Here is a 26,234-nt window from a genome sequence, read left to right on the forward strand (position 1 = left end):
TCAGCCCGACACCAGTGACGGCAGCACCACCTCGATCAAGTGCGGTCCCGGTTCGGCGAACGCCGCGGTCAGGGCGGCCGCGAGTTCCTCGGCGGTGGTGGCGCGCCGGGCAGGCACCCCCATACCCTCGGCAATTTTCACGAAATCGATTGTCGGACTTCCGAGATCGAGGAGCCGCTGTGCCTGGGGGCCAGCCGGTGCGTCATCGGCCGCGCCCACGCGTTGCAGTTCGATCCGCAGGATGTCGTAAGCACCGTTGTTGAGGATCACGGTGGTCACGTCCAGTTGTTCGCGGGCCTGCGTCCACAGCGCCGACAGGGTGTACATCGCCGAACCGTCGGCCTGCAGCGACAGCACCGGCCGCCCGGGCGCGGCGATGGCGGCACCGATCGCGGCGGGCATACCGTAGCCGATCGCGCCGCCGGTCAGCGTCAGCACGTCGTGGGCGGGTGCACCCGCCGTCGCGGCGGCCACCCCGATGCCGGCGGTGTTCGATTCGTCGACGATCACCGCGTCCTCCGGTAGCAGCGCACCGATCGCCGCGGCGGTCGAGAACGCGGTGAGCGCGCCGGTCGGCATCTCGGGCCGCCGCAACGGCGCGACAGGGACCACGGTGTCCCCGCCGAGTTCGTCGGCGAGCGCCTCAAGCGCCGCGGTGGCGCCGGAATGCGTTGCCAGTGTGTGCACTTCGCATCCGGCGGGCACCAGGTCGCTAGGACGTCCGGGATAGGCGAAGAACGACACCGGCGATGCGGCGCCGGCCAGGATCAGATGCTCGGCCCCTGCGAGCTGTTCCTCGGCGGCTTCGGCGAAGTACGCGAGGCGTTCGATCGCCGGCACGCCCGCCCCGCGCCGCAGCCGGGTCGGGAACGTCTCGCACAGCACGCGGGCGCCGGTGGCCTCGGCGATGCGCGCGGCAGCCGACAGGCCCGCGTCCCTGGTCGCGTCGCCACCGATGAGCAGCACCGTGGCAGCACCGGAATCCAGCGCGGCGACCGCGTCGCGGACCGCGTCGTCGTCGACCACCGCCGCAGCGGCCGGAGTCGGGAACGGATCGGGAACATGGTCGCTCCGCAAGCTCCGCTCCGCTGGCTCACTGTCGGTCCACGACACATCGGCGGGCAGGATCAGCGTCGAGACCACACCGGCCCGGCCGGCGGCCACCGCGGCGGCCACGTCGACGGCGATGTCGCCGGTGTCGAGGGTGCGGCGCACCCAGCCCGACACCGTGCGCGCCACCGCGTCGATATCGGATTCCAGTGGTGCGTCGTACTTCTTGTGGTAAGTCGCGTGGTCGCCCACGACCACGACCATCGGCACATGTGCGCGCCGCGCGTTGTGCAGGTTGGCCAGCCCGTTACCGAGACCCGGCCCGAGGTGCAGGAGCACGCAGGCGGGCCGGTCAGCCATCCGGGCGTAGCCGTCGGCTGCGCCGGTGGCCACCCCTTCGAACAGCGTGAGCACGCCCCGCATCTGCGGCACCGCATCCAGCCCGGCGACGAAGTGCATCTCCGAGGTTCCGGGGTTGGCGAAACACACGTCCACACCGTGGGCGACGAGTGCGCTGAGCAGAGACCGGGCGCCGTTCACCCCTGTGGTTATACGCCGGGGCTAGTTGTCGCGGATGCCATCCAGACGTTTCGTGGCCTCTTCGAATCCGCTGACCAATTCGGCGACGATGTCGGCGACGGGCCGGATCTCGTTCATCCGGCCGACGATCTGGCCCACCGGCATCGCGACCGTGGTCGGATCACTGGATTCGCTCATGCGCTGATGCGCCTCGCTGACGAGGATGTTCTGCAGCGGCATCGGCAGCGGATCGGGGGCGCCCTCGGCGTCCCACGCGTCGGTCCAGCGGCTCTTGAGCAACCGGGCAGGCTTGCCCGTGTAGATACGGCGGCGCACCGTGTCGGCCGAGGTCGCGTTCAGCATGGCTTCCTGGATCACCGAACGGCCCGACGGCAACCGGACACCGAGGTCGTACTCGGCGGAGGTCAGGAACGCCGACCCCATCCAGACACCCTGCGCGCCGAGAGCCAGCGCGGCGGCCACCTGCCTTCCGGTACCGATCCCGCCCGCCGCCAGCACCGGCGCCTTGCCGTCGAGGGCGTCGACGATCTCGGGCCACAGCACCATCGAGCCGATCTCACCGGTGTGCCCACCGGCCTCGTGGCCCTGGGCGACAACGATGTCGACGCCGTTCTCGACATGGCGCAGAGCGTGTTTCGGCGAGCCCGCGAGCGCGGCGACCGGCACTCCGGCCGCGTGCACCTGGTCGATGACATCCTTGGGCGGTGAACCCAGCGCGTTGGCGATCAGCTTGATCGGATGCTTGAGCGCGACCTCGACGTGGCTGCGCGCCACCGAATGCAGCCAGCCCAGAACGCCTTCGGAGCGCTCCTCGTCCTCGGGCAGCGGCGGCACACCGAGGTCGGCGAGCGTCTTGTCGACGAACTCGCGGTGCTCGGCCGGGATCAGCTTGTTGATGTCGACGGAGGTGCCCTCGGTCGGGACCTTCGCCGGCATCACGATGTCGACGCCGTACGGCTTACCGTCGGTGTTGGCGTCCATCCACTGCAGGACGTTCTCCAGGTCGTCGGCGTCGTTGAACCGCACGCAGCCCAGCACGCCCAGACCGCCGGCCTTGCTGACCGCGGCGGCCACCTTCTCCGACGGGGTGAAGACGAACAGCGGGTATTCGATGCCGAAACGGTCACACAGTTCGGTTTTCACTTCGCTCCTACATGCTTGGCGTGGACCTCGTCGGCCGGCCGTTCCTCGGTGGTGTCCTTGGCCCAGCGGTAGTCGGGCTTGCCCGCGGGTGAACGCTTGACCTCGCCGACGTACCACAGGCTGCGCGGCACCTTGTAACCGGCGATCTCAGAGCGCACGTGCGCGTCCAGTTCCGCGAGGGTCGGGCGGGTGCCCGCACGCGGCTGCACCACGGCGGCGACATGCTGACCGAACCGCTCGTCCGGGACGCCGACGACAAGCGCGTCGAACACGTCGGGATGCCCCTTCAGCGCGGCCTCGACCTCTTCGGGGTAGATCTTCTCGCCGCCGCTGTTGATCGACACCGACCCGCGGCCGAGCATCGTGACGCTGCCGTCCTCCTCGACGGTGGCGTAGTCACCCGGGATCGCGTAGCGCACACCGTTGATGGTCCGGAACGTCTCGGCGGTCTTCTTCTCGTCCTTGTAGTAGCCGACCGGGATGTGGCCCCGCTTGGCGATCACACCGCGCACGCCGCTGCCGGGCTTGACCTCGTTGCCGTCGTCGTCGATCACGACGACGTTCTTGTCGATGGTCACCCGGGGGCCACCGGTGTGGGACTGACCCTTGGCGACGACGCTGCTGCCGCCGAAGCCGGTCTCCGACGAGCCGATGGAATCGGTGATGATGCGGTTGGGCAGCAGCTCGAGGAACTTCTCCTTGATGCTGGTGGAGAACAGCGCTGCGGTGCTGGCCAGCAGGAACAGACTCGACAGGTCGTACTGCTTGCCCTCCTCCTGATGCGCGATCAACGCGTCGAGCAGCGGGCGGGCCATCGCGTCGCCGGTGAAGAACAGCAGGTTGACCTTGTGCTTGTCGATGGTCTCCCAGACCTCTTCAGGGTCGAACTCGGGCACCAGCAAGGTGGTCTGCCCGGCGAACAACGCCATCCAGGTGGCCGACTGCGTCGCACCGTGAATCATCGGGGGAATCGGGTAGCGCACCATCGGGCCGCTCTCCACTGCCTGCTTGGCGAGCCCGTACTCATCGGCGATCGGCTCACCGGTGGCGAAGTCGGTGCCGCCGAACAGGACTCGGTAGATGTCCTCGTGGCGCCACATCACGCCCTTCGGGAACCCCGTGGTGCCGCCGGTGTAGAGCAGATAGATGTCGTCCTCGCTGCGCGGACCGAAGTCCCGCTCCGGCGATCCCTGGGCCAGCGCAGCGTTGAACTCCACCCCGCCGTAGCGCTGGAAGTCGTCGTCGGATCCGTCCTCGATGACGATCACGGTCTTCACCGCCGGCGTCTCCGGCAGCACGTTGGCGACCCGGTCGGAGTACCGGCGCTCGTGGATCAGGGCGACCATGTCGGAGTTGTCGAACAGGTACTTCAGCTCGCCCTCGACGTAGCGGAAGTTGATGTTCACCAGGATCGCGCCGGCCTTGATGATGCCCAGCATCCCGATGACGATCTCGATGCGGTTCCGGCAGTACAGCCCGACCTTGTCGTCTTTCTTCACACCCTGGTCGAGCAGGTAGTGAGCCAGCCGGTTGGCTCTCTCCTCCAACTCGGCGTAGGTCAGCGTCTCGTCGCCCGAAATGAGGGCGACGCGGTCAGGCACAGCGTCAATGGCGTGCTCGGCGAGATCGGCGATGTTCAGGGCCACGGCTCTAAACTAGAACGTGTTACATTTCCAGACAAGTCTGTGGCATCGACGCTGGAAGGCGGATCAATTCGTGAGCGACGAACAAAACCCGGAAAAGGCTCCCGACGCCCTCGTCGAACAGCGGGGACACACCCTGATCGTCACGATGAACCGGCCGGAAAAACGCAACGCGCTGTCCGCCGAAATGATGCAGATCATGGTCGAGGCCTGGGATCGCGTCGACTCCGATCCCGAGATCCGCAGCTGCATCCTGACCGGCGCGGGTGGGGCGTTCTGTGCGGGCATGGACCTCAAGAAGGCCGACAGCCAGTCCCCCGGCGACTCGTTCAAGAGCGGCTACGACCCGTCGAAGATCCCGGCGCTGCTCAAGGGCCGTCGGCTGAAGAAGCCACTGATCGCCGCGGTCGAGGGCGCCGCGATCGCCGGCGGCACCGAGATCCTGCAGGGCACCGACATCCGCGTCGCGGGTGAGAGCGCCAAGTTCGGTGTGTCGGAGGCCAAGTGGAGCCTCTACCCGATGGGTGGTTCGGCGGTCCGGCTGGTCCGGCAGATCCCTTACACCGTCGCCTGCGACATCCTGCTGACCGGACGCCACATCAGCGCTGCCGAGGCCAAGGAGTTCGGCCTGATCGGGCACGTGGTTCCCGACGGGCAGGCGCTGACGAAGGCGCTCGAGATCGCCGAGGTCATCAACGGCAACGGCCCCCTGGCCGTGCAGGCGATCCTGAAGACCATCCGCGAGACCGAGGGCATGCACGAGGAGGAGGCCTTCGGGCCTGACACCGCCAACGGCATCCCGGTGTTCCTGTCCGAGGACTCCAAGGAAGGCCCGAAGGCGTTCCTGGAGAAGCGCAAGCCGGTCTGGAAGCTGAAGTAGGCAAGCACCACGCAAATGTGGGCCTTGTGTACGCGGATCGCTCGAAACCCGTACACAAGGCCCACATTCACAACTGTCGAAGGCGGACCCCTCAGTCCAGGACCTTCGCCGTCGGCGTGAAGACCACCGGCATCGATTCCAGGCCGCTGACGAAGTTGGCCGGCCGCAACGGAAGCATGCCCGGGTCGGCGAGGCGCAGATCCGGCAGCCGTTGCAGCAGCTTGCCGAGCATCAGCTTGAGCTCAAGCCGTGCCAGCTGGTTACCCAGACAGAAGTGGGTGCCGAAGCCGAACGCGACGTGGTTGTTCGGGCTGCGGTGGATGTCGAAGGACTCCGGGTTCTCGAAGACGGCTTCGTCGAAGTTCGCCGATTCGAACATCAGCATGATCTTCTCGCCGGATTTCAGCTCGGTGCCGTGGAACTCGGTGTCGGCGGTCAGGGTCCGGCACATGTTCTTCACCGGCGACGTCCAGCGCAGCATCTCTTCGATCGCACTCGGCAGCAGTTCGTGATTCGCCACGACCTGCTGCCACTGATCCTGATGGCGCAGAAGCTGTTCGGTGCCGCCGGACAGAGTGTGGCGGGTGGTCTCGTCACCGCCGATCAGGATCAGCAGCGTCTCGAACACGATCTCGTCGTCGGACATCCGCGAGCCCTCGACCTCGGCGTTGACCAGGATCGAGAACAGGTCGTCGCGGGGGTTGGCGCGCCGGTCGGCGATCACCTCCATGGTGAACGCGGTGTAGGCGGCGAAGGTGTCCATCAGTTTCTGGATGACCTGCTCGTCCACGGTGGAGGAGAGCCCGCACACCAGATCGTCCGACCACGTCAGCAGCATGTCGCGTTCGTCGGGCAGCACGCCGAGCATGTCGCCGATCACCGCCATCGGCAGCGGCGCCGCGATGTCGCGGACGAAGTCGCATTCGCCGCGTTCACACACCGCGTCGATCAGTGTGTCGCAGAGCTTTTCGATCGACGGCACCTTGTCCATCACCCGCTTGCGGGTGAATCCGGAGTTGACCAGCTTGCGACGCAGCAGGTGGGCCGGATCGTCCATGTCGATCATGTACGGCATACCGGGCTGGTCCGGGCGGATCCCGCCCGTGCTGGAGAACAGCTCGGGGTTGCGCTCGGCGTCGAGTACCGCCTGATGCGTGGTCGCGGCGGCGAGTCCGTTGCGGTCGCGGAACACCGGCTGATTGGCGCGCATCCATGCGTACGCCGCCCGCGCCGCGGGTCCGTCGGCGTAGAAATTGCCATCGGCAAGGTCGACGTCCAGACCGGTCTCAACAGTGGATGTCATTATGCTCCTACGATTTTGGCGTCGGCGAAGGTCATGTCGACGTTGGCTGCCGAACTCGACACGAGTGCGCGCCGGGGCAAGCCTAGGGCGGCGAGCTCGGCCGCGTAGGGATGTTCGCCAAGTCGCAGCGAAACGCCCCCGGGGCGGTACCGCACCCCCGAGAGCACCATCTGGCCCTCGGTCTCGCGGGCGACGCCGTCGAGATACGAGTAGGTCGAGTGGACCTGGGGGCGGCCCGCGAACCTGTCGGGAATCGGCAGGCCGGGTGCGAACTCCATGCTCACCACCCGCTGGCCGTCGATGCTGACGTCGAACCCGAACCGCCGGCCGTCCCTGACTTCGGCCCCATTGTCCGCTCCGCGGACTTCGGCCCCATTGTCCGCTCCGCGGACGGTGAAATCCGCCATCACCTTCGGATAGCCCCAGATCGTCCGGCCGGCTTCGAGGGTGAACGGTTGGTCGACGGGAAGGTGGTGGACGAACGCGCCGGCCGACTGAAGCGCACGCACGCCTGTGGCCTGCGACCCGGGCGGGTTCACCATCACATTGGTGCCGTACTCGTAGTACTCGCCGAGGTCGGTGTCGAGGTAGCGCATCAGCATCAGCACGACCAAGGCGCGCCGGCCTCCCCTGCCGAATCGGCAGACCCGCATTCCGCTGTAGTCGATCATCCGCTGCGCGGCGTCTGCGTCGACGACGAACATCGCGGTGTGCTGATGGGCGGTGCGGACCCGCACGGGCATCGTCAGGACGGTGCCTGCGATCGTGTGCTGGGAGCGCGAAGACACAGTGTCATCGGTCACACCGCCAATCTAGAACCTCACTAGACAGTCGGCAAGAATCTGTCTAGTCGAGTGTGTTCAGACCAGGGCGGCGAGGTCCCGAATCTGCTCGGTGGAGCGCGCGCCGACGACCATCATCGTGACCCCGGACGCCTCCCACGCCTTGATCTGCTCCTGTACGTAGCCCAGGTCGCCGACGATCGCGGAGTCGTCGACCAGCTCGTCCGGGATCGCCTTGGCGGCTTCGTCTTTGCGGTCACTGCGGAACAGCCGGGTCACGTCCTCGACGACCTCGGCGTAGCCCATCCGGCGGTACACGTCGGCGTGGAAGTTGGTGCCCTCCGCACCCATCCCGCCCACGTAGAGCGCCAGGTGCGGCTTCATCAGCTCCATGATCGCGGGACGGTCGTCGGTGACGACCACCTGCGCGGTCGCGCAGATCTCGAACGTCTCCCGCGTCCGCCGCGCGCCGGGACGGGCGAACCCTTCGTCGAGCCACTCGTTGTACATACCGGCGATGCGGGGCGAGTAGAAGATCGGCAGCCAGCCGTCACAGATCTCGGCGGCCAGCGCGACATTCTTGGGCCCCTCGGCGCCGAGCATCACCGGGATGTCGGCGCGCAGCGGGTGCGTGATCGGCTTGAGGTTCTTCCCGAGCCCGGTGGTGCCCTCGCCGGTCAGTGGCAGCGGGTAGTGCGGCCCGTCGCTGTGCACCGGAGCTTCGCGGGCCCACACCTGCCGAAGGATGTCGATGTACTCGCGTGTGCGGGCCAGCGGCTTCGGGAATCTGGCGCCGTACCAGCCTTCGACGACCTGCGGTCCGGACACCCCGAGGCCGAGGATGTGCCGTCCCCCCGACAGATGGTCGAGCGTCAGCGCCGCCATCGCGCACGCGGTCGGGGTGCGCGCGGACAGTTGGACGACCGAGGTGCCCAGTCGCATGCGTTTGGTCTCGCGGCCCCACCACGCGAGCGGGGTGTAGGCATCCGAGCCCCACGCCTCGGCGGTGAAGACGGTGTCGAAGCCGGCGTCCTCCGCGGCGGCGACGAGCTCGGCGTGATTCTCGGGCGGCTTCGCGCCCCAATAGCCCAACTGAAGACCCAGTTTCATCGCCTACTCACTTCCGCCGACGGACACCTTCTTGAAACCATTCTTAGAACCTGTTCTACTCGATGCCGTGACCACCAGCCAAAGCAGCCCGGTGCAGATCGATACGCATGAGCCGCCGCTATCCGCGCCGCTGAAGCTCGCATTCGACTACACCCGTTCAGTAGGACCACTCCTGGGCGCGTTCTTCACCGCACTGCGTGAGCGGCGCATCGTCGGAGTGCGCGGATCAGACGGCAGGGTGCATGTCCCGCCGGCCGAATACGACCCCGTCACCTGGGAGCAATTGACGGAGATCGTACCGGTCGCCAGTGTCGGCACGGTGCTGTCCTGGACGTGGCAATCGCACCCGCTCGACGGCCAGCCGCTGGATCGGCCGTTCGCGTTCGCGCTGATCAAGCTCGACGGTGCCGACACCCCGCTGCTGCACGCCGTCGATGCCGGAACCGCCGACGCCATCAGCACCGGTGCGCGCGTGCACGCACACTGGGTCGACGAGCCCGTCGGCGCGATCACCGACATCGCGTACTTCGCGCTCGGCGACCAACCCGAGGACGTACCGCCCGCCCCCGAGGGCCTGGACCCGGTGACGATGGTCGTGACCCCGTCGGCGATCGAGATCCAGCACACCGCTTCGCTTCCCGAGAGCACGTTCCTGCGCGCCCTCGAACAGGGCCGCCTCCTGGGGGCCCGCAGCGGCGAGAACGGCAAGGTGTACTTCCCGCCGAAGGAGGCCGACCCGGCCACCGGGCTCGAGCTCGACAACTTCGTCGAGCTGCCCGACAAGGGCACGGTGACGACCTTCGCGATCATCAACATCCCGTTCGCCGGTCAGCGCATCAAGCCGCCGTACGTCGCGGCCTACGTGCTGCTCGACGGCGCCGACATCCCGTTCCTGCACCTCGTCACCGAGATCGATCCGTCCGAGGTCCGGATGGGAATGCGGGTCCAGGCGGTGTGGAAACCCCAGGAGGAATGGGGCCTCGGCATCGACAACATCGATTACTTCCGGCCGACAGGTGAACCCGACGCCGACTACGACACGTACAAGCATCACCTGTAGACAAGGGAAAACCCCATGACTTTCGACAATTCAGTTGCAGTGGTCGGGTTCGCGCACGCGCCCCACGTCCGCCGCACCAACGGCACCACCAACGGTGTCGAAATGCTGATGCCGTGCTTCCGTCAGCTGTACACCGAACTCGGCCTGAAGCAGACCGACATCGGTTTCTGGTGCTCGGGTTCCTCCGATTACCTTGCCGGCCGCGCGTTTTCGTTCATCTCGGCGATCGACTCGATCGGTGCGGTTCCGCCGATCAACGAATCGCACGTCGAGATGGATGCGGCCTGGGCGCTCTACGAGGCCTACATCAAGATCCTGACCGGCGAAGTGGAGACCGCGCTGGTCTACGGGTTCGGCAAGTCGTCGGCAGGCGTGCTGCGCCGGGTGCTGGCCCTGCAGACCGACCCGTACACCGTCGCGCCGCTGATGCCGGATTCGGTGAGCATCGCGGGCCTGCAGGCCCGTTTCGGTCTGGACGCGGGCAAGTGGACGGCCGAGCAGATGGCCCAGGTCGCGCTGGATGCCCAGGCCGCCGGGCCGCGGGTGGACCGTCTTGAGCCGGGTACCAGCGTGCAGGAGCTCCTGGATCAACCGTTCTTCGCGGATCCGCTGCGCCGCCACGACATCGCGCCGATCACCGACGGCGCGTCGGCGATCGTGCTCGCCTCCGGCGCCCGGGCCCGGGAACTGCGCGAGCGGCCCGCCTGGATCACCGGGATCGAGCACCGCATCGAGACCCCGGTGCTGGGTGCCCGCGATCTGACCACGTCCCCGTCGACCGCCGCGTCGGCCGCCGCCGCGACGAACGGCGACCCCGGCTCCATCGAGATCGCGGAGCTCTACGCGCCGTTCAGCCATCAGCAGCTGATCCTCAAGGAGGCGATCGGGCTGGGCGACGCGACGAAGATCAACCCGTCCGGCGGTGCACTGGCCGCGAACCCGATGTTCTCGGCCGGCCTGGAACGCATCGGTTTCGCCGCCCGGCACATCTTCGACGGCAATGCCTCGCGGGTGCTGGCCCACGCCACGAGCGGGCCTGCGCTGCAACAGAATCTGGTCGCGGTCTTGGAAGGTGAAGTCTGATGGGTAAGAGGCTCGCAGCCGTTCTGGGCACCGGACAGACGAAGTACGTCGCCAAGCGCAAGGACGTCTCGATGAACGGCCTGGTGCGCGAGGCGATCGACCGCGCACTCGAGGACGCCGGGGTGACCCTGGCCGACATCGACGCCGTGGTCGTCGGCAAGGCGCCGGACTTCTTCGAGGGTGTCATGATGCCGGAGCTGTTCATGGCCGACGCCACCGGCGCGACGGGCAAGCCGTTGATCCGGGTGCACACCGCAGGCTCGGTGGGCGGTTCGACCGCGATCGTGGCGGCAAGCCTGGTCCAGTCGGGCAAGTACCGCCGGGTGCTGACGATGGCCTGGGAGAAGCAGTCCGAGTCGAATGCGATGTGGGCACTGAGCATTCCGGTGCCGTTCACCAAGCCGGTCGGCGCGGGTGCGGGTGGCTACTTCGCACCGCACGTGCGTGCCTACATCCGGCGCTCGGGCGCCCCGACGCACATCGGTGCGATGGTCGCGGTCAAGGATCGCCTCAACGGAGCCAAGAACCCGTTGGCACACCTGCATCAGCCCGACATCACCCTGGAGAAGGTGATGTCCTCACCGATGCTGTGGGATCCGATCCGCTACGACGAGACGTGCCCGTCCTCGGACGGTGCCGCGGCACTGGTGATCGGCGACGAGGCGAGCGCGGACGCCCGTGTCGCCGAAGGGCATCCGGTCGCGTGGATCCATGGCACCGCGCTGCGCACCGAGCCGCTGGCCTACGCCGGCCGTGACCAGGTGAACCCGCAGGCCAGCCGCGACGCCGCGGCGGCACTGTGGAAGGCCGCCGGAATCACCAGCCCGATCGACGAGATCGACGTCGCCGAGGTGTACGTGCCGTTCTCGTGGTACGAGCCGATGTGGCTGGAGAGCCTCGGCTTCGCGCCCGAGGGCGAGGGCTGGAAGCTGACCGAGGCCGGTGAGACCGCGATCGGCGGCCGCATCCCGTTCAACCCGTCCGGTGGTGTGCTGTCCTCCAATCCGATCGGCGCGTCGGGCATGATCCGCTTCGCCGAATCCGCCATCCAGGTCATGAACAAGGCCGGCGAGCATCAGGTGCCGGACGCACGCAAGGCCATGGGCCACGCGTACGGCGGTGGTGCGCAGTACTTCTCGATGTGGGTGGTCGGTTCCGACAAGCCCGCCTGACGGATCAGGCCAGGGACCCGTTCCAGACGGTGCGGACCAGACGGTCGATCGCCTCGTCGTTCAGCGCGGGCATGCCGAGCATCAGCCGGTAGTACGGCGGGGACACCACGGCGTCGACGACGAGTTCGACGTCGGTGTCCGCCGGCAGTTCGCCGCGCTCGACTGCGGTAGCGACGGTCACCGCGACGGCGCCCCGTCGGGGCCCGATCCACTGGTCGCGGAGTGCTTGCTGGATGGCGGGTTCGGACTCCGACGCCGCGATCACATTGCGCAGCAGGGGCCCGACCGTCGGGTCGACGAGGATCGTGTTGAGGGCGCGGACGTGATGGATGACCGCCTGCACTGATGTGCTGCCGGGCGGCCGGGTGATCGAATCGCGGACCGACTCGAGCAACCCTTCGAGCACGATCGCCGCCGCCGACGGCCACCACTTGTAGATCGTGGTGCGACTGACCTCGGCGCGTTTGGCGATCGCCTCGACGGTCACCGCCGAGGACCCGCCTTCGAGGGCGAGTTCGGCCGCGGCCGCGAGCACAGCGGTGCGCACCGCCTCACTGCGGGGGCGTCCACGACGGCTGGCCACGGGGTCAGCTTAAGGCGGCGGTCCGTCTCGATCCGGCCACGGCGACGATCACGCAGACACCGGCGGCGAGGGCGCCGAATCCGAACATCACCGGATAGCTGACGTGCGCGGCGAGCAGCGCCATCGCGGCGGGCACGCCGAAGCCGAGGTAGCTCAGGCTGTAGAACACGGCGGTCAGGCCGGCGAGGTCGTCAGCGGTGGCGATGCGCTGGATCTCCTGCAGACCGGCCAGCAGTGCCATCCCGTACCCGGCGCCGAGCGCGGCGGCGGCGATCAACGCTGCCCAGACCGTCAGCAGTGACGCGGCCGCGACGGCCAGCGCCATACCGACCGCCACCAGTACGAGAGCGACGAGCGTGCCGCGGCGACCGTCGGCGACGATGTGGCGGCCGAGGTGCTGGACGGCGAACCCGACACCGAGCGTCACCGCGCACAGCAGCGCCGAGAACGCGATCGGTGCGGCCCCGACATGCTCGGTCATCAGTGCGGGAAGCACCGCATACGCCGACGCCCCGGCACCGAAGACCCAGGGAGCGACCGGTACGACGACGAACAGGAACCGGCGATGCGATGCGCTCGGAATCGCCAGATCGGACCACCATGGCTTTCCCGAAGCAGCTCCCGGGTCAGATCGCCGCCTGGTCTCCGGAGCGGTGATCAACAGCGCCGCGGCGACGAGCGCCATCACCGCGTTGATCGCGTACGGCAGCACCGTCGGTGCGGGACCCCACTGTGCGAGGGCACCCGCGACGGCGGCGCCGAATCCGAACCCCGCGGTCAGGCTCATCGCGGCCCGGCGCGCCCCCGCATCGCCGGCATCCCAGGGTGGGGTGGACAGTTCTTTGATCCAGCTGCCGCCGACGGCCATCGCCAGGCCGAGCGCGAGTCCGCTGAACACCCGGCCCACCCCAAGCGTCCAGGCGGATTCGGCGCCGACGGCAAGGATCAGCGAGCCGATCCCGGCGAGCACCGGGGCGGGCAGCATCAGCGGGCGGCGACCGAAGCGGTCCGACAGCGGTCCCCCGATCAACAGCGCGGGCACGATGCCCAGCACGTAGGCGAACAGCAGAAGATCGACCGTGACCGGCGAGAAGCCGCCCTCGGTGCGGTACATCACCAGCAGCGGAGTGAACTCGTTGCCGCCCCACGCGATCGCGAAGGTCGCCGCCGCGACGGCCGCCCACCGGCGAGAGCGCCCGGTGGAGGCCTGCGCACCGACCACGGCAGTCACGGCACCCCCCTCACATTTACTGAACACTTTGTGCACTATATAACTGTCTCCCAGCGGGTACCCGTCGGGCGACAGCGGGATACGAGTGGGATGCGCAACATTCCGCGCAGGTGGAGAGGGTTCGATTGCGCCGCAGCGGGAAAAAACTGTAACGTGTTCTAGTTAGAAGCCACACACACTGGGAGGCCCGAGGTGAGCACCGAAACGGCTGGCATTCGCGAGATCGACACCGGCGCCCTGCCCGACCGGTTCGCCCGGGGCTGGCACTGCCTGGGCCCGGTGAAGAACTTCCTGGACGGGAAGCCGCACGGCATCGAGATCTTCGGCACGATGCTGGTGGCCTTCGCCGATTCCCAGGGCGAGGTGAAGGTCCTCGACGGTTACTGCCGGCACATGGGCGGCAATCTGGCCCAGGGCGAGATCAAGGGCGACGAGGTCGCCTGCCCGTTCCACGATTGGCGCTGGGGCGGGGACGGCAAGTGCAAGCTTGTCCCCTACGCCAAGCGCACCCCGCGGTTGGCCCGCACCCGCGCGTGGCACACCGACGTGCGCGGTGGCCTGCTCTTCGTGTGGCACGACCACGAGGGCAACCCACCCCAGCCCGAGGTGCGGATCCCCGACATTCCGGAGTGGTCCAGCGGCGAGTGGACCGACTGGAAGTGGAACACGATGCTCATCGAGGGCAGCAACTGCCGCGAGATCATCGACAACGTCACCGACATGGCCCACTTCTTCTACATCCACTTCGGGCTGCCGACGTACTTCAAGAACGTGTTCGAAGGCCACATCGCCAGCCAGTACCTGCACAACGTGGGCCGCGCGGACGTCAACGACATGGGCACCGCTTACGGCGAGGCGTCCCTGGACTCCGAGGCCAGCTACTTCGGCCCGTCGTTCATGATCAACTGGCTGCACAACAAGTACGGCGACTTCAAGGCCGAATCGATCCTGATCAACTGCCACTACCCGGTCACCCAGGACTCGTTCGTGCTGCAGTGGGGCGTGATCGTCGAGAAGCCCAAGGGCCTCGACGACAAGACCACCGAGAAGCTCGCCGACGCTTTCACCGACGGTGTCAGCAAGGGCTTCCTGCAGGATGTCGAGATCTGGAAGCACAAGACACGCATTGACAATCCGCTGCTGGTCGAAGAGGACGGTGCGGTCTATCAGATGCGCCGCTGGTACCAGCAGTTCTATGTCGACGTCGCCGATGTGACACCGGAGATGACCGACCGCTTCGAGATGGAGGTCGACACGACGGCCGCCGTCGAGAAGTGGAACGTCGAGGTCGAGGAGAACCTGAAGAACAGGGAAGCCGAAAAGCAGGCCACATGAGCGACACTCCGGATGTGGACCGCCTCGCCAGGTCGATGCTGCTGCTTCACGGGCACGACGACGAGGAGCACGAACACGGCCACACTCCGAGCCCCGGTGGACCGGGATCCTGGCGCAAGGCACCGGATTTCGCGTCCGATCCGGAACGTGCCGCCGCGGTGCGGGAAGCGACCCGCCGCGACCGCGAGCGCTACCTGTCTTCAGGACTGGTGTCGATCGACTGCCGCTTCTGTCACGTCGCGGTGCAGGTGAAGAAGCTCGGTCCGGCCCACACCTCGGTGCAGTGGAACAGTGAGGCCACCGCGCGCTGCGCGCACTTCTCCGAGATCCGGGCCTCCGGCGGCGATCCGGCTCGCGAAAGGGCTTGCCCCCGGCTGGCCGACAGCATCCGTCACGCGGTGGCCGAGGGTTGCCTGGAGGAGTACTCCAGCGCCCCGGCCCCCGGCGACGGCTGAGTAGCCGCGCTCAGAGCCCGGCGAACCGCTCCCGGACCTGCTCGTCGGTGAGACCGTAGTCGGCCAGCGAGTAGGTGTGCTTGGGCGCCCTCGGCCCCTTCTTGCTCTCCTCGTGGGTATCGGCGACCGCTGCTCGGGCAGAATCCGGGAAGTCGATGCCGAAGGCGCGGTAGATGTCCTCGACGGCACCGACCGGATCCTTGATCAGCTCGAAGTAGTCCAGATCGTAGAACTGCGCCGGATTGTGTTTCGGCCGTTCGGCGTTGAACAACTCCAGGCCGCGCGACCACGTCTCCATCGAGTCGGCGCCGATGACCTCACCAATGAACGTGTTCGACCACCCCTCGGTGGTGTGCTGGGCGAGCGAGCACATCGACGCCATGATGGTCTCGACCGGCCGGTGGCACTGCACCACCAGCGCGTCCGGATAGGTTGCGAGCAGCGCGTCGAGAGCGAACAGATGGCTGGGATTCTTGAGGACCCAACGCTTCTCGGGATCGTTGAGCCCGATCAGCTGCAGATTGCGGCGGTGCCGCTGATACGGCTTGGTCCAGTCCTGTCGCGACAGCCACTGGGAGTAGGTCGGCACGTGCGCGAGCGTCTCGTAGGACACCGAGTGCAGAGATTGGCGCAGGAGCTGCCAGCACTCCTCGACCTCGTCGGCGGTCATGAAATGCAGGCCGGTGTAGTCCGGGTTCTCCTCGTGCGCCTTCGTGAACTGGGCATCGAGCTGCTGGAAAACCGGGTTCTGCGACCAGGTGTCGCGCGGCGGACGGGGCTGCGGGAACTCTGCGAGCCACAGCTCGAGACCCTGATGGCGAGGGTCCGCGGCGAGCAGACGGTGCACGGCGGTCGTGCCGGTGCGCGGCAGACCGGTCACGAAGATCGGGCGCTCGATCGTCACGTCGGCGTGTTCGGGGTGCTGCTTGAAGGCCGCTTCCGAGACCAGCCGGGCGACCAGCGCGTTCCTGGCGAAGAACCGCTGCATCTTGCTGCCCAGCTCGGTCAGGTCCGCGTCCCGTTGGTAGGACTCCAGGAGCACACCGAGCGCTTCACGATAGTTGTCGTCGTCGGAACCGAAATCGTCGAGACCACAGGCCTTCACCGCTGAGGCGTGTAGATCCTCGACGGTCCCCACATTTGTTCTCGGACTCACGCCTTGAACTCCCCGCAGTTGACGTCGAGCGCCTGACCGGTGATGCCGCTGGACAGATCACTGGCCATGAACAGGATCGCCGAGGCGACCTCGTCCTCGGTGGGCAGCCGCTTGAGATCCGACGCCGCCGCGGTGGCCTTGTAGATCTCCTCGACGGTGGTGCCGTACTTGCCGGCCTGATGGGTGAAGTAGGACTCCAAGGTGCCGCCCCAGATGTAGCCGGGCAGAACGGAGTTCACCCGGATCCCCTGATCCCCCAGTTCGGTGGCCAGAGTCTGCGACATCGCCAGCAGAGCGGACTTGGCCATCTTGTACGCGCCGTACTTGGCCTGCGAATGCCGCACCACCATGGAGTTCACGTTCACGACGGAACCCTTGGTCTCGGCCAGTGCCGGCGTGAACGCCTGCACCATGCGCAGCGCGCCGAACACCGTCAACTCGATGGCATCTTTCATGTGCTCGAACGTGGTGTTGGCGAACGGCTTCATCGACGGAACGCGGAACGCGTTGTTGATCAGCACATCGACCCGGCCGTACGCCTCCAGCGTCTCGTCGACGAGGTTGGCGACCTGCGCGTCGTCGGTGATATCGGTACCCACCGACAGCGCGCGCCTTCCGAGGTCGGTGACCTGCTTGGCGACGTCCTCGAGCCGCTCCACGGTGCGCGCGGCCAGCACCACGTCGGCACCGGACTCCGCGCAGCGCCGCGCCAGCGTGGTGCCCAGCGCGGGTCCGACGCCGCTGATCACGACGACCTTGTTCTCCAGCAGGGGAAGCGCACCCGCCATCTGTCAGCCCACCATTCTTTCGCCGATCTGTTTCTGGCGCAGCGCGATCCGCGCCCGCCATTCGTCATCCGAGATCTTGTTCGACTCGTAGTACGGCAGCGCCGCGGCAACGTCGTCGATCTGCACCAGGTCCACCGTCGGGCCGTCGGCCGGGGTCATCTCACGCGAGACCCGTTGCCACCGAAATTGCAGGAATCCCTTGCGATGCCCGAGTGTCTCCACCCAGTTCGTCACCCCTGGACTACGGTCGGCGACCACGATCCGGATCTTGCCGTCCGGATCGGCCTGGGCCTGCGTGCCGTTCAGCGAGGTCTGGTGATTGATGTAGTCCATCGAGATGTACCAGAGGCTGCCGAGCTGGAATCCGAGATACGGTGCGTCGCTGACCGGCAGCGTGATGACCAGCGCCTGGTCGTCGGCGAGCTCGAACCTGCCGACCGATGAGTACTGCGTCGCGAGCCCGCCCGGGGTCAGTCTCGGCGCGACCATCGTGTTGGGCACGCTGTCGTTGTAGAACCATTCCGGGAACTGCAGCCAGGTCTTCACGCGCTGCACCAATTGCTTGCCCGCGACGGCGTAGCGCTTGTCGATGAGCTCGCGGGTCAACGGCGGCGGGGCGGTTCCCGCGGTGTCGGTCCGGGCGATCGCGAAAGTGCCGCGCTGCGCCGACCAGTCGTTGTACACCTCGCGGATGACCAACTGCGACGGCACTGCCGGGGTGAACCGCCATTCGAAGGTCCCGTCCGCGGCGATGTCGAGTTTGCGGTCGTCGAAGGCGGTTTCACTGTCGGGCACGACTTCGTCGGTGTACTCGCCGCCGAGCAGTTGGAAGCTCACGTCGGTGGTGGTTCCGCGACGTCCGGTGACGACGTACTCGTAGCCGGGCTGCACGCGGGTGCCGAAGTACAGGGTGTCGGGGTTGTCGAGGGCCATCTTGGTGAACGGCCCGGTCCCGCTGTGCAGGAACGGATGATCGCGGTCGTAGTCGAAGGCGACGTGGGTGCAGGCAGCGATACAGCCCGCCAGATACTGCAGACCCTCGAGCAGATCGGCCTCGGATTCGATGAAGGACGCGGAGCAGACAAGGTTCTCGGCTTCGGCGATGGCGTCGGCCAGTGGCTGTGCGAACACAGTGGAGAAACTAGAACTCGTTCCATCAGGAGTCAATATATCGACCACGGTGGTTCATATTTGGAACGAATGACCGCTATAGTTCCGCGCATGCTCCCATCGGTGCAGCCGGGCCGTGCCTCCCCGCCCACCCATCGCGTGGTCCAACTGCTGGACTTCCTCGCGGGCCGGCCCACGGAGCGGTTCGGCATCAGCGATCTCGCCAGAAGGGTCGGGCTCAGCAAGCCGACCTGCCTCGGCATCGTCACCTCGTTGACCGAGGCGGGATATCTGGTGCGCGATCCGGCCGACAAGACCTACCGCCTCGGTCCGTCGCTGATCACGCTCGGTCATCGGGCCCAGGAGTCGATGCGGGTCAGCCCCGCTGCCCGCGAACGACTGCGGCAGCTGTCCGCGCGCTACGGTGCGACCGCCGCACTGTCGGGCGTCGTCGACGACCGGATCACGCTGCTGGACCTGGTGGCCCCGGCGGGCGTGCGTCCCGGGGTGGAGGTCGGGCAGAGTTACCCGTTCGCGCCACCGGTCGGGTTGATGTTCGTGCTGTGGGATGACGAGGCCGAACGGGACTGGCTCAGAAGGCAGCCGACGATCCCGCTGCGCACCGATTCCGAGCGGCTCCGCCGCGTCGTGGCCTCGTGCCGCGCGCACGGGTATCTGGTGGAGCGGCAGACCCCGGGCGGACGGCGGTTGTACGCGCTGATGGCCGGGATGCCGACCGACCTGCCCGACGAACTCCGGGCCCTGCTGGGCGAACTCGTCTCCGATGTCGGTGAACGGGTGTATCTGCGCGAGGAGAATCCCGGCCGCGGCAGACACGACATCGCCGTGATCTCGGCTCCGGTGTACGACCACTACCGCCGACAGGTGATGGTCACGTCCATGCACATCGGAAAACCGTTGACCGACAGTGAGATCAGCGAACGTGCTCGAGCGGTCGTGGCCGCGGCCGACGCCGTGACCGAACAACTGGGCGGCGTGAAACCGACGGGCTGGCCGCCGCTCAGCGGTGGGCGCGCCGCCGCAACGTGACCGGTAGGCCGTCGGCCGGGGTCGGTCCTGTCCCCCAGCTCAGCAGCGGCCGGTAACCGGGAGGGACGCGCCATTCGAAGTGCCGAAGCAGTTGGTGCAAAACGACCTTGACGTTCATGTCGGCGAACTGTTGACCCAGGCACTTGTGCACTCCGCCGCCGAACGGCGCGAACGCGTACCGGTGCACCGGCGCGGCATCGGCACCGCCCAGGAAGCGCCCGGGATCGAATCGGTCGGGATCGGGCCACCAGTCCGCCAGGCGCATCGAAGCGTAGACGTTGATCGCCACCTGGGTCTTGCGCGGCACGAAGTGTCCGGCGACCTCGGTGTCGGTAACCGTCTGCCGGAACAGGGTGCCCGCCGGCGCGTACATCCGCAGGATCTCTTTGAACGCGGCGTCCAACAGCGGGAACGCCCCGTCCAGATCGGCCAGCGTCAGTTCATCATCGGGCGACGCGAGCGCTTCCTCACGTAATGCGCTCTGCCACCCGAGGTTTCGTCCCAGCTCGTACGCCAGCATCGAGATCGCTATCGCGCTGGTGTCATGTGCGGCCATCAGTAGGAAGATCATGTGGTTGACGATGTCGGCGTCGGTGAAGCGTTCACCGTCGTCGCTGCGGCTGTGGCACATCATCGAGAACAGGTCGGTGCCACCGCCGGCGCGTCGCGCGGGAATCTGTTCGGCGAAATAGCATTCGAGGCGTTCCCTGGCACGCAACCCACGTGCCCAGATTCCGCCGGGCACATCGGCGCGGATCATGGCCTGCCCGCCACACACGGTGTCGTGGAAGTCCGCCGCGAGCTGATCGGCCTCGGGCCCCAGCACCGCCCCGACGAACACTTCCGCCGCCTGGTCCAGGAGCAGTTCCTTGACCGCGGTGTAGAACGGGAACCCGTGCGCGGACGGCCAGCCCGTCACGGTGCGGACGATGCCGGGCCGCATCAGGTCCAGGTATCCGTCCAGTGCGCTACGGGTGAACGCCTGCTGCATGATCCGCCGGTGGTCGCGATGCTCCTCGAAGTCGAGAAGCATGATGCCGCGGTGGAAGAACGGGCCGATGACCGGCGCCCATCCGCGGGTACTGGAGAACGCCTTGTCCCTGTTGATCCAGACCGTCTCAAGCGCTTCGGGCCCGATCGCCTGGACGACACGGAAGCCGACACCCCCGGCCCACGACACCGGGCCGAACTTCTCATAGCGCTCGCGCGCGAAATCCAGCGGCTCGACGAGTGTGCTCAGGATGTGCCCGAGCACCGGGAATCCGTAGTTGCCCATCACCGGCCGCAGGCCCGAACCTGCGGGCGGGTGGGCCAGTTCCCGGACGGGACTGGGGTAGCGGGCCGCGAACGCAGCCGCGGTGCTCTGCAGCCGCCGCTTGGCCGCTGTCACCGGATCGGCGATCAGGCTGGTCATCGGCCGATCCGGTCGAGGTAGCCCCTGCGTGCGTCCTCATCGAAATCGCCGGGCGGCCGCCGGAGTGTCGCCAGACGCTTGAGCTGCTGCAGAACCGGTTCCGGGAGCGCCTCTTCGACCGCACCCATGGGGGCGAGCCAGCGCGGCACCGTGATCTCGCGTCGCGGGCGGCCGGCACTGTCGGCGATCGCCGTCGCGATCTGTTCCGGCTGCCGGGTGGGCAGCAGCTCCAGCGCCACACCGGCGGTCAGTTCGGTGTGCACCGCGGTCGGCATCACCGTGCTGAGAGTCACCGCGGTGTCGGCGATTTCGGCGCGCACTGCCCGGGACAGCGCGGCCACCGCGTACTTGGTGGCGCAGTACACCGCGATGCCCGGGGTGGTGACCTTGGCAGCCATCGACGCGACATTGACGATGTGCCCCCTGTCCTGCGCGAGCATCGCCGGGAGGAACGTGTGCATGCCGTTGATGACCCCGACCAGGTTCACCGCCACCTCACGCTGCAGCAGGTCCACGTTCTGGTCGACGAACGTCCCCATCACCTGGATTCCGGCGTTGTTGACCAGCATCGCGACCGGCCCGTCGGAACGCGCGGCGGCATGGAACGCCTCCATGCTCGTCACCTGGGTGACGTCGAGATGCGCCGACCGGGCTCCGATCTCGCGCGCGGTGCGCTCCGCCTCGTCGGCATCGACGTCCCCGATCCAGACGCGCGCACCCCGTCGCAGCAGTTCCACCGCCGTCGCTCTGCCGATACCGCGCGCTCCCCCGGTCACGCACGCGACGGCCCCGTCGAGGTCGATCATGGCTGTTGTCCGCGCTCGTGGCTGAACTCACGCAGCGCGAAGTATCCGATGAGGCGGATCTCGCCGCTCGGCATCGTCAGCAGCGCACGACCGAGGTACAGGCCGGGCAGTAGTTCGACGATCTCGTCGCGGGTGCGTTTGATCGGGAAGGTCCGCACACTCGGGTTGCGATACTCCGCAGGTGAGTAGTCCAGCGCCCGAACCTGATTGAACGGTGCGATGGCAGCCCTGTCGATCCGGTGGTTGAACCGGAAGCCAACGACCTCGGAACCGTCGCTGCGTAGACCGCCGTACAGGGGAGCCACCGCCCGCAGCGCGTACTTGGCCGGGGGGCTCAGCCTGTTGAAGCCGGTATCGGCATCGAAGGTCTTTCCACGCCATGTCGGGTCGATCTTCATCAGCGGGTTGGCCAGGCGGGCTTCCGGTATGCCGAACAGCTTCCCCACGATCAGCCCCTCCATGGCGCCGTGCGGTCCCTCGGGCGCGGCGCCGAGCGCGAACAACGCAGCGAGTTGGTCGTGGCGCGCGCCGTCCCCGAGTTCTCGCAGGTAGTCCCACGCCCAGCGTCGCGCAAGGGTCGGTGCGTCGTCGGCGTAGTGCCGAATCTGCGCCAGTACCGATTCGCCGGGCCGATGGCCGGTGTCGGGGGCGAGGGATGCCTGGTGGGGCAGGGTGCTCACGTCACACTCCGATTCTGTTTGGTACTAATCCGTGCCAGATTGCTTTGGTACGGAACCGTGCCAGAATGGTGGGGTGATGTCAAGGTTTCTCGCCGGTCACGCGAATGCGACCATCGTCCGGTGACCGACGCACCGCGCACCTACGGCGGCCAGAGCGCTGATGCGCGCCGCCGTTCGCGTCGTACCCGGCTACTCGACGCCGCCACGGAGGCGATCGCGGACAACGCTTGGCGCACGTTGACCGTCGATCGACTCTGCGCAGACGCCGGCCTGAACAAGCGGTACTTCTACGAGAGCTTCGCCAACCTCGACGAGGTTGCGGCCGCCGTCGTCGACGACATCGCCGAGGACGTGCGCACCGCGACGATGAGCGCAGCAGCACAGATGGCCACCGAATCACTCGACCGCCAGGCCTGGGCGGCCGTCAACGCGTTGGTACACGCACTGGCCGAAGATCCCCGGCGTGGGCGCATCCTGCTCGGCGGCGTCGCGAGTTCGGTTGCGCTGCAAGAACATCGAGCCGCCGTGATGCGCGGACTGACAGCTGTCCTGGTGTCACACGCCCGCAGTGTGCACGGCGTCGAACTGGAAAAGGACCCGCTCGCCGAGGTTGCCCCGGCATTCATCATCGGCGGAACCGCCGACGCGATCCTGGCCTACCTCGACGGACGCGCCAAACTCTCCCTCGACGACCTCGTCACGGCCCTGACCACGCTGTGGTTGATCACCGGCAACGGGGCGGCCGAGGTCGCGCGGCACCGGCTGGGCGACTAACGGAGCCGGCTCTTCACCAGCTTGCCGGTCGGCGTGCGCGGCAGTTCGTCGACGAAGTCCACCAGTCGCGGGGCCTTGTAGTGCGCGATGCGTGACCGCGTGTAATCGATGAGTTCCTGGGCGAGTTCGTCGGATCCTGTTATCCCGTCGGCCAACTGGACGACAGCCTTCACCCGCTCCCCCATCTCGGGGTCCGGCACACCGATGACGGCCACGTCGTGCACCGCGGGGTGCAGCGCGAGGACGTTCTCGGCCTCCTGCGGGTAGATGTTCACCCCGCCGGAGATGATCATGAACGATTTGCGGTCTGCCAGATACAGATAGCCGTCCGCGTCGACGGATCCCAGGTCACCGACAGTGGTCCAGGTCGGGTGCTGCGGATGCTGGGCGGCCGCGGTCTTGTCCGGGTCGTTGAGGTAGCGGAACGGAAGACAATCACGCTCGAAGTAGACCGTGCCCACCTCACCGGGCGGCAATTCGTCGCCGTCGTCGTCGCAGATGTGCAGGACGCCGAGCACGCTGCGCCCGACCGAGCCCGGATGTTCGAGCCAGTCGGCGCTGTCGATGAAGGTCATACCGTGCGCCTCGGTCGAGCTGTAGTACTCGTAGACGATGGGGCCGAGCCAATCGATCATCGCCTGCTTCGCGTCGACCGGACACGGTGCCGCAGCGTGGATCACGGCCCGCAGGCTGCTCAGGTCGTGGTGATCGCGGGTCGCGGGGTCGAGTTTGAGCATCCGGATGAACATGGTGGGCACCATCTGGGTGACCGTGACCCGGTAACGCGCTATGTGCTCCAGCGTGCGTTGTGCGTCGAACTTCCTGGCCAGCACCACGGTTCCCCCGAGGGCGTGCACCATCGAGCACCATCGCAGCGGTGCGGCGTGGTAGATCGGGGCCGGCGAGTAGTACACATCCGTTTCACCGATGTCGTACAGCACGCGCGCGATGCTGACGATCGGATCGCCGGGTTCGTCGACACTGCGCCCCGGTAGCTCGGGCTGAATCCCCTTGGGAAATCCGGTCGTTCCCGACGAGTACAACATCACCGCACCGCACGGCTGGTCGACCAGGCGGGGTCCGGCGCCGGCGAGGGCTTTCTCGTAGGAGTCGTAGCCCTCGACGGCGCCGCCGAACGCCAGTCGCATGTCCGGGCCCGCCTCGACACCAGCCGCGAGGTCGCGCAGCGTCGCGGACGCGATCAGTACCTTCGCCCCCGAGTCGCCGACGATGTACCCGGCTTCGGATGCGGTCAGGTGATGGTTGATCGCCGTGATGTAGAGACCCGACCGCATCGCCGCCCACAACACCACCAGCGCTTCGGGGGCGTTGTCGGACAGCAGCGCGACGACGTCACCCGGACGTAGGCCGGCGTCGTGCAGCACCCGGGCCAGCGCCGCGGAGTGGTCGTCGAGCTGCCGGTAACTCATCTGCTCACCGGTCTCGGCGACGATCACCGCGGGTCGCTCGGGTGAGCGTTGGGCATGGACTCCCGGATACATGGTATTCCTCAGTGGCTTTCAGTCGGCCAGTGCAGCAGACACCACGACGGCGTAGGCACGCTTGCGGCGCTCGTTGGTCAGGTCGACGTGGATGAACTTCGGTTCGGTGTACTCGTCGAGCGCATCGGGCCCGAGTTCGCGACCGAGACCGCTCTGCTTGACCCCACCGAACGGGTACATCGCGTTGACCATGTGCCAGTCGTTGATCCACACCGTCCCTGACTCCAGCCGACGTGCGATCCCCAGCGCACGCCCGTTGTCGGTGCTCCACACTCCCGCGGACAACCCGTACTCGCTGTCGTTGGCGATGGCCACCGCATCGTCGTCGTCGGTGAACGGGATGACCACCACGACAGGACCGAAGATCTCCTCACGCGCGACGCGCATGTCATTGGTCACCGCGGTGAGGATCGTCGGCGGAACCCAATGCCCTTCCGCCAGTTCGATGTCCGTCGGCGCAGTACCTTGGAAGGCCAGCTTGGCACCCTCCTCTTGACCGAGCGCGATGTACTTCTCGACACGCGCCTTCTGCTTGGCCGACACCAGCGGCCCGAGATCGGTGGCCGGGCTCATCGGGTCCCCCATCACCAGCGTCTCGGCGCGCGCGACGAGGCGACCGACGAACTCGTCGTGGATGGATTCGTGCACCAGCAGCCGGGTACCGGATTCGCAGGCCTGGCCGCTCATCATCAGGAACGCGAACAGCGACCCGTCGACCGCGAGGTCGAGATCGGCGTCGTCGAGCACGATGTTGGCGCCCTTGCCGCCGAGCTCCAACGTGACCTTCTTGACGTTGCCGGCGGCGGCGCGCATGACGCCCTTGCCCACCTCGGTGGACCCGGTGAACGCGATCTTGCGGACGTCGGGATGCTCGGCCAGCCGGGCGCCGACCACCGGGCCCGGTCCGGTGACGACGTTCAGCACTCCCGCCGGCAACCCGACTTCCTCTGCCGCGCGGCACAGTTCGAGCAGTGTCAGCGGTGTCTGGTCGTCCGGCTTGAGGACCACCGTATTGCCCGCTGCCAGCGCGGGACCGAGTTTCCACATCGCGAGCAGCAGCGGGAAGTTCCACGGGATGATCCCCGCGCACACCCCGACCGGTTCGCGAACGGTCACACCGGAGGCGAGCGTCGGGGCCTCGATGAGCGGACCGCTGGCCTGGAACTGGTACGTCCGCGCCAGCGACGCGAAGTACTTCAGGTTCGCGATGGCGTAGCCGATCAGGAACGCACCGGCGCCCCGAAGCGTCGCGCCGTTCTCGTTGACCTGCAACGCGGTCAGTTCATCAGCGCGGGCGGCGAGATTGTCGGCGATCGCGTCGAGGATGTCGGCGCGCGCGTGCGGCGGCGTGTTCCGCCACACCCCTGATTCGTGCGCCGCCTTCGCCGCGGCAACCGCGTCGTCGACGGCGGCAATGTCACCGTAGGCGACGGTCGCGACCGGTCGGCCGGTGGCGGGAGAACGCACCTCGATGGTCTGCGCGGCGTCACGCCACACGCCATCGACGTACATCCGGTAATACGGAAGGGCTGTCATCTGCTACTCGCTCTCACTTCTGTCATATGGCGCTGGAATCGCCCGATC

Annotated in this window: 24 protein-coding genes; 8 read left to right on the forward strand and 16 right to left on the reverse strand. The window is 67.3% G+C overall.

The window, feature by feature from the left end; translation table 11 throughout:
• The 3 genes from BST38_RS03745 to BST38_RS03755 are packed head-to-tail and all read right to left on the reverse strand — an operon-like array spanning position 1 to position 4,379.
• Positions 1-1,590, reverse strand: a complete 1,590-nt coding sequence (locus BST38_RS03745) for an acetolactate synthase large subunit (RefSeq protein ID WP_083141900.1) — start codon at positions 1,588-1,590, stop codon at positions 1-3.
• A 21-nt stretch (positions 1,591-1,611) separates the two neighbouring features.
• Positions 1,612-2,733, reverse strand: a complete 1,122-nt coding sequence (locus tag BST38_RS03750) for an NAD(P)H-dependent flavin oxidoreductase (protein ID WP_083141901.1) — start codon at positions 2,731-2,733, stop codon at positions 1,612-1,614.
• A complete protein-coding gene (locus BST38_RS03755) occupies positions 2,730-4,379 on the reverse strand; it encodes a medium/long-chain-fatty-acid--CoA/3-oxocholest-4-en-26-oate--CoA ligase (protein ID WP_083141902.1) in 1,650 nt (549 codons plus the stop codon). The genes BST38_RS03750 and BST38_RS03755 overlap by 4 nt, the downstream gene beginning before the upstream one ends.
• Positions 4,380-4,449: 70 nt before the next feature.
• Between BST38_RS03755 and BST38_RS03760 the strand changes: the two genes are divergently transcribed.
• Positions 4,450-5,256 (forward strand): crotonase/enoyl-CoA hydratase family protein, encoded by an 807-nt coding sequence (locus tag BST38_RS03760; protein WP_083141903.1) that lies wholly within the window; start codon positions 4,450-4,452, stop codon positions 5,254-5,256.
• Between the two features lie 91 nt (positions 5,257-5,347).
• On the opposite strand, the gene BST38_RS03765 is transcribed toward BST38_RS03760, so the two are convergent.
• The 3 genes from BST38_RS03765 to BST38_RS03775 form a co-directional block, all read right to left on the reverse strand.
• On the reverse strand, positions 5,348-6,559 hold the full coding sequence (locus BST38_RS03765) for a cytochrome P450 (protein WP_083141904.1): 1,212 nt from the start codon (positions 6,557-6,559) through the stop codon (positions 5,348-5,350).
• Positions 6,559-7,302, reverse strand: coding sequence for an acetoacetate decarboxylase family protein (locus tag BST38_RS03770; protein WP_083142100.1), 744 nt, complete (start codon positions 7,300-7,302; stop codon positions 6,559-6,561). Before BST38_RS03770 ends, BST38_RS03765 begins: the two co-directional genes overlap by 1 nt.
• Positions 7,303-7,419: 117 nt before the next feature.
• Positions 7,420-8,451, reverse strand: coding sequence for an LLM class F420-dependent oxidoreductase (locus BST38_RS03775; RefSeq protein ID WP_083141905.1), 1,032 nt, complete (start codon positions 8,449-8,451; stop codon positions 7,420-7,422).
• Between the two features lie 67 nt (positions 8,452-8,518).
• Here BST38_RS03775 and BST38_RS03780 point away from each other — a divergent pair, with 67 nt between their 5' ends.
• From BST38_RS03780 to BST38_RS03790, 3 genes are read left to right on the forward strand one after another with little or no spacing between them, the layout of a single operon-like run.
• Complete coding sequence (locus tag BST38_RS03780) at positions 8,519-9,511, forward strand: Zn-ribbon domain-containing OB-fold protein (protein ID WP_179963917.1); 993 nt, start codon at positions 8,519-8,521, stop codon at positions 9,509-9,511.
• A gap of 15 nt (positions 9,512-9,526) precedes the next feature.
• Positions 9,527-10,594: a thiolase family protein gene (locus tag BST38_RS03785; RefSeq protein WP_083141906.1), complete on the forward strand. Its 1,068-nt coding sequence runs from the start codon at positions 9,527-9,529 to the stop codon at positions 10,592-10,594.
• Positions 10,594-11,766 (forward strand): thiolase family protein, encoded by a 1,173-nt coding sequence (locus BST38_RS03790; protein ID WP_083141907.1) that lies wholly within the window; start codon positions 10,594-10,596, stop codon positions 11,764-11,766. The genes BST38_RS03785 and BST38_RS03790 overlap by 1 nt, the downstream gene beginning before the upstream one ends.
• 4 nt (positions 11,767-11,770) lie before the next feature.
• Here BST38_RS03790 and BST38_RS03795 read toward each other — a convergent pair whose 3' ends face one another.
• Together BST38_RS03795 and BST38_RS03800 are read right to left on the reverse strand one after the other, a co-directional pair.
• The gene (locus BST38_RS03795; RefSeq protein WP_083141908.1) at positions 11,771-12,349 is read right to left on the reverse strand and encodes a TetR/AcrR family transcriptional regulator; all 579 of its coding nucleotides are present in this window, start codon (positions 12,347-12,349) and stop codon (positions 11,771-11,773) included.
• Positions 12,350-12,353: 4 nt separating this feature from the next.
• Positions 12,354-13,580: an MFS transporter gene (locus tag BST38_RS03800; protein WP_083141909.1), complete on the reverse strand. Its 1,227-nt coding sequence runs from the start codon at positions 13,578-13,580 to the stop codon at positions 12,354-12,356.
• A 192-nt stretch (positions 13,581-13,772) separates the two neighbouring features.
• Here BST38_RS03800 and BST38_RS03805 point away from each other — a divergent pair, with 192 nt between their 5' ends.
• Together BST38_RS03805 and BST38_RS03810 are read left to right on the forward strand one after the other, a co-directional pair.
• Positions 13,773-14,915, forward strand: coding sequence for a 3-ketosteroid-9-alpha-monooxygenase, oxygenase component (locus tag BST38_RS03805; protein ID WP_083141910.1), 1,143 nt, complete (start codon positions 13,773-13,775; stop codon positions 14,913-14,915).
• Entirely contained in the window at positions 14,912-15,370 is a 459-nt protein-coding gene (locus BST38_RS03810; RefSeq protein ID WP_083141911.1) for a hypothetical protein, read from the forward strand. Before BST38_RS03805 ends, BST38_RS03810 begins: the two co-directional genes overlap by 4 nt.
• Before the next feature lie 10 nt (positions 15,371-15,380).
• On the opposite strand, the gene BST38_RS03815 is transcribed toward BST38_RS03810, so the two are convergent.
• The 3 genes from BST38_RS03815 to BST38_RS03825 are packed head-to-tail and all read right to left on the reverse strand — an operon-like array spanning position 15,381 to position 18,445.
• Positions 15,381-16,526 carry a sulfotransferase family protein gene (locus BST38_RS03815; protein ID WP_083141912.1) on the reverse strand — a complete coding sequence of 382 codons (1,146 nt, stop codon included), beginning with the start codon at positions 16,524-16,526 and terminating at the stop codon, positions 15,381-15,383.
• Positions 16,523-17,314 (reverse strand): SDR family oxidoreductase, encoded by a 792-nt coding sequence (locus tag BST38_RS03820; RefSeq protein ID WP_083141913.1) that lies wholly within the window; start codon positions 17,312-17,314, stop codon positions 16,523-16,525. Before BST38_RS03820 ends, BST38_RS03815 begins: the two co-directional genes overlap by 4 nt.
• 3 nt (positions 17,315-17,317) lie before the next feature.
• Positions 17,318-18,445 (reverse strand): hypothetical protein, encoded by a 1,128-nt coding sequence (locus BST38_RS03825; protein ID WP_083141914.1) that lies wholly within the window; start codon positions 18,443-18,445, stop codon positions 17,318-17,320.
• A gap of 90 nt (positions 18,446-18,535) precedes the next feature.
• Between BST38_RS03825 and BST38_RS03830 the strand changes: the two genes are divergently transcribed.
• Positions 18,536-19,474 carry an IclR family transcriptional regulator gene (locus BST38_RS03830; protein ID WP_083141915.1) on the forward strand — a complete coding sequence of 313 codons (939 nt, stop codon included), beginning with the start codon at positions 18,536-18,538 and terminating at the stop codon, positions 19,472-19,474.
• Here BST38_RS03830 and BST38_RS03835 read toward each other — a convergent pair.
• From BST38_RS03835 to BST38_RS03845, 3 genes are read right to left on the reverse strand one after another with little or no spacing between them, the layout of a single operon-like run.
• Positions 19,446-20,888, reverse strand: coding sequence for a cytochrome P450 (locus BST38_RS03835; RefSeq protein ID WP_083141916.1), 1,443 nt, complete (start codon positions 20,886-20,888; stop codon positions 19,446-19,448). The genes BST38_RS03830 and BST38_RS03835 overlap by 29 nt on opposite strands.
• Positions 20,885-21,694: an SDR family NAD(P)-dependent oxidoreductase gene (locus tag BST38_RS03840; RefSeq protein ID WP_083141917.1), complete on the reverse strand. Its 810-nt coding sequence runs from the start codon at positions 21,692-21,694 to the stop codon at positions 20,885-20,887. The genes BST38_RS03835 and BST38_RS03840 overlap by 4 nt, the downstream gene beginning before the upstream one ends.
• Positions 21,691-22,374 (reverse strand): hypothetical protein, encoded by a 684-nt coding sequence (locus tag BST38_RS03845; protein ID WP_083141918.1) that lies wholly within the window; start codon positions 22,372-22,374, stop codon positions 21,691-21,693. Before BST38_RS03845 ends, BST38_RS03840 begins: the two co-directional genes overlap by 4 nt.
• A 120-nt stretch (positions 22,375-22,494) precedes the next feature.
• Between BST38_RS03845 and BST38_RS03850 the strand changes: the two genes are divergently transcribed.
• Positions 22,495-23,148, forward strand: a complete 654-nt coding sequence (locus BST38_RS03850) for a TetR/AcrR family transcriptional regulator (protein ID WP_083141919.1) — start codon at positions 22,495-22,497, stop codon at positions 23,146-23,148.
• Here BST38_RS03850 and BST38_RS03855 read toward each other — a convergent pair.
• A complete protein-coding gene (locus BST38_RS03855; RefSeq protein ID WP_083141920.1) occupies positions 23,145-24,650 on the reverse strand; it encodes an AMP-binding protein in 1,506 nt (501 codons plus the stop codon). The two genes, BST38_RS03850 and BST38_RS03855, sit on opposite strands and share 4 nt — an antisense overlap.
• Before the next feature lie 18 nt (positions 24,651-24,668).
• Positions 24,669-26,186, reverse strand: coding sequence for an aldehyde dehydrogenase family protein (locus BST38_RS03860; protein ID WP_083141921.1), 1,518 nt, complete (start codon positions 26,184-26,186; stop codon positions 24,669-24,671).
• Between the last annotated feature and the right edge of the window lie 48 nt (positions 26,187-26,234).

The sequence above is a fragment of the Mycolicibacterium parafortuitum genome (assembly GCF_002086815.1).
Classification (GTDB): Bacteria; Actinomycetota; Actinomycetes; order Mycobacteriales; family Mycobacteriaceae; genus Mycobacterium; species Mycobacterium parafortuitum.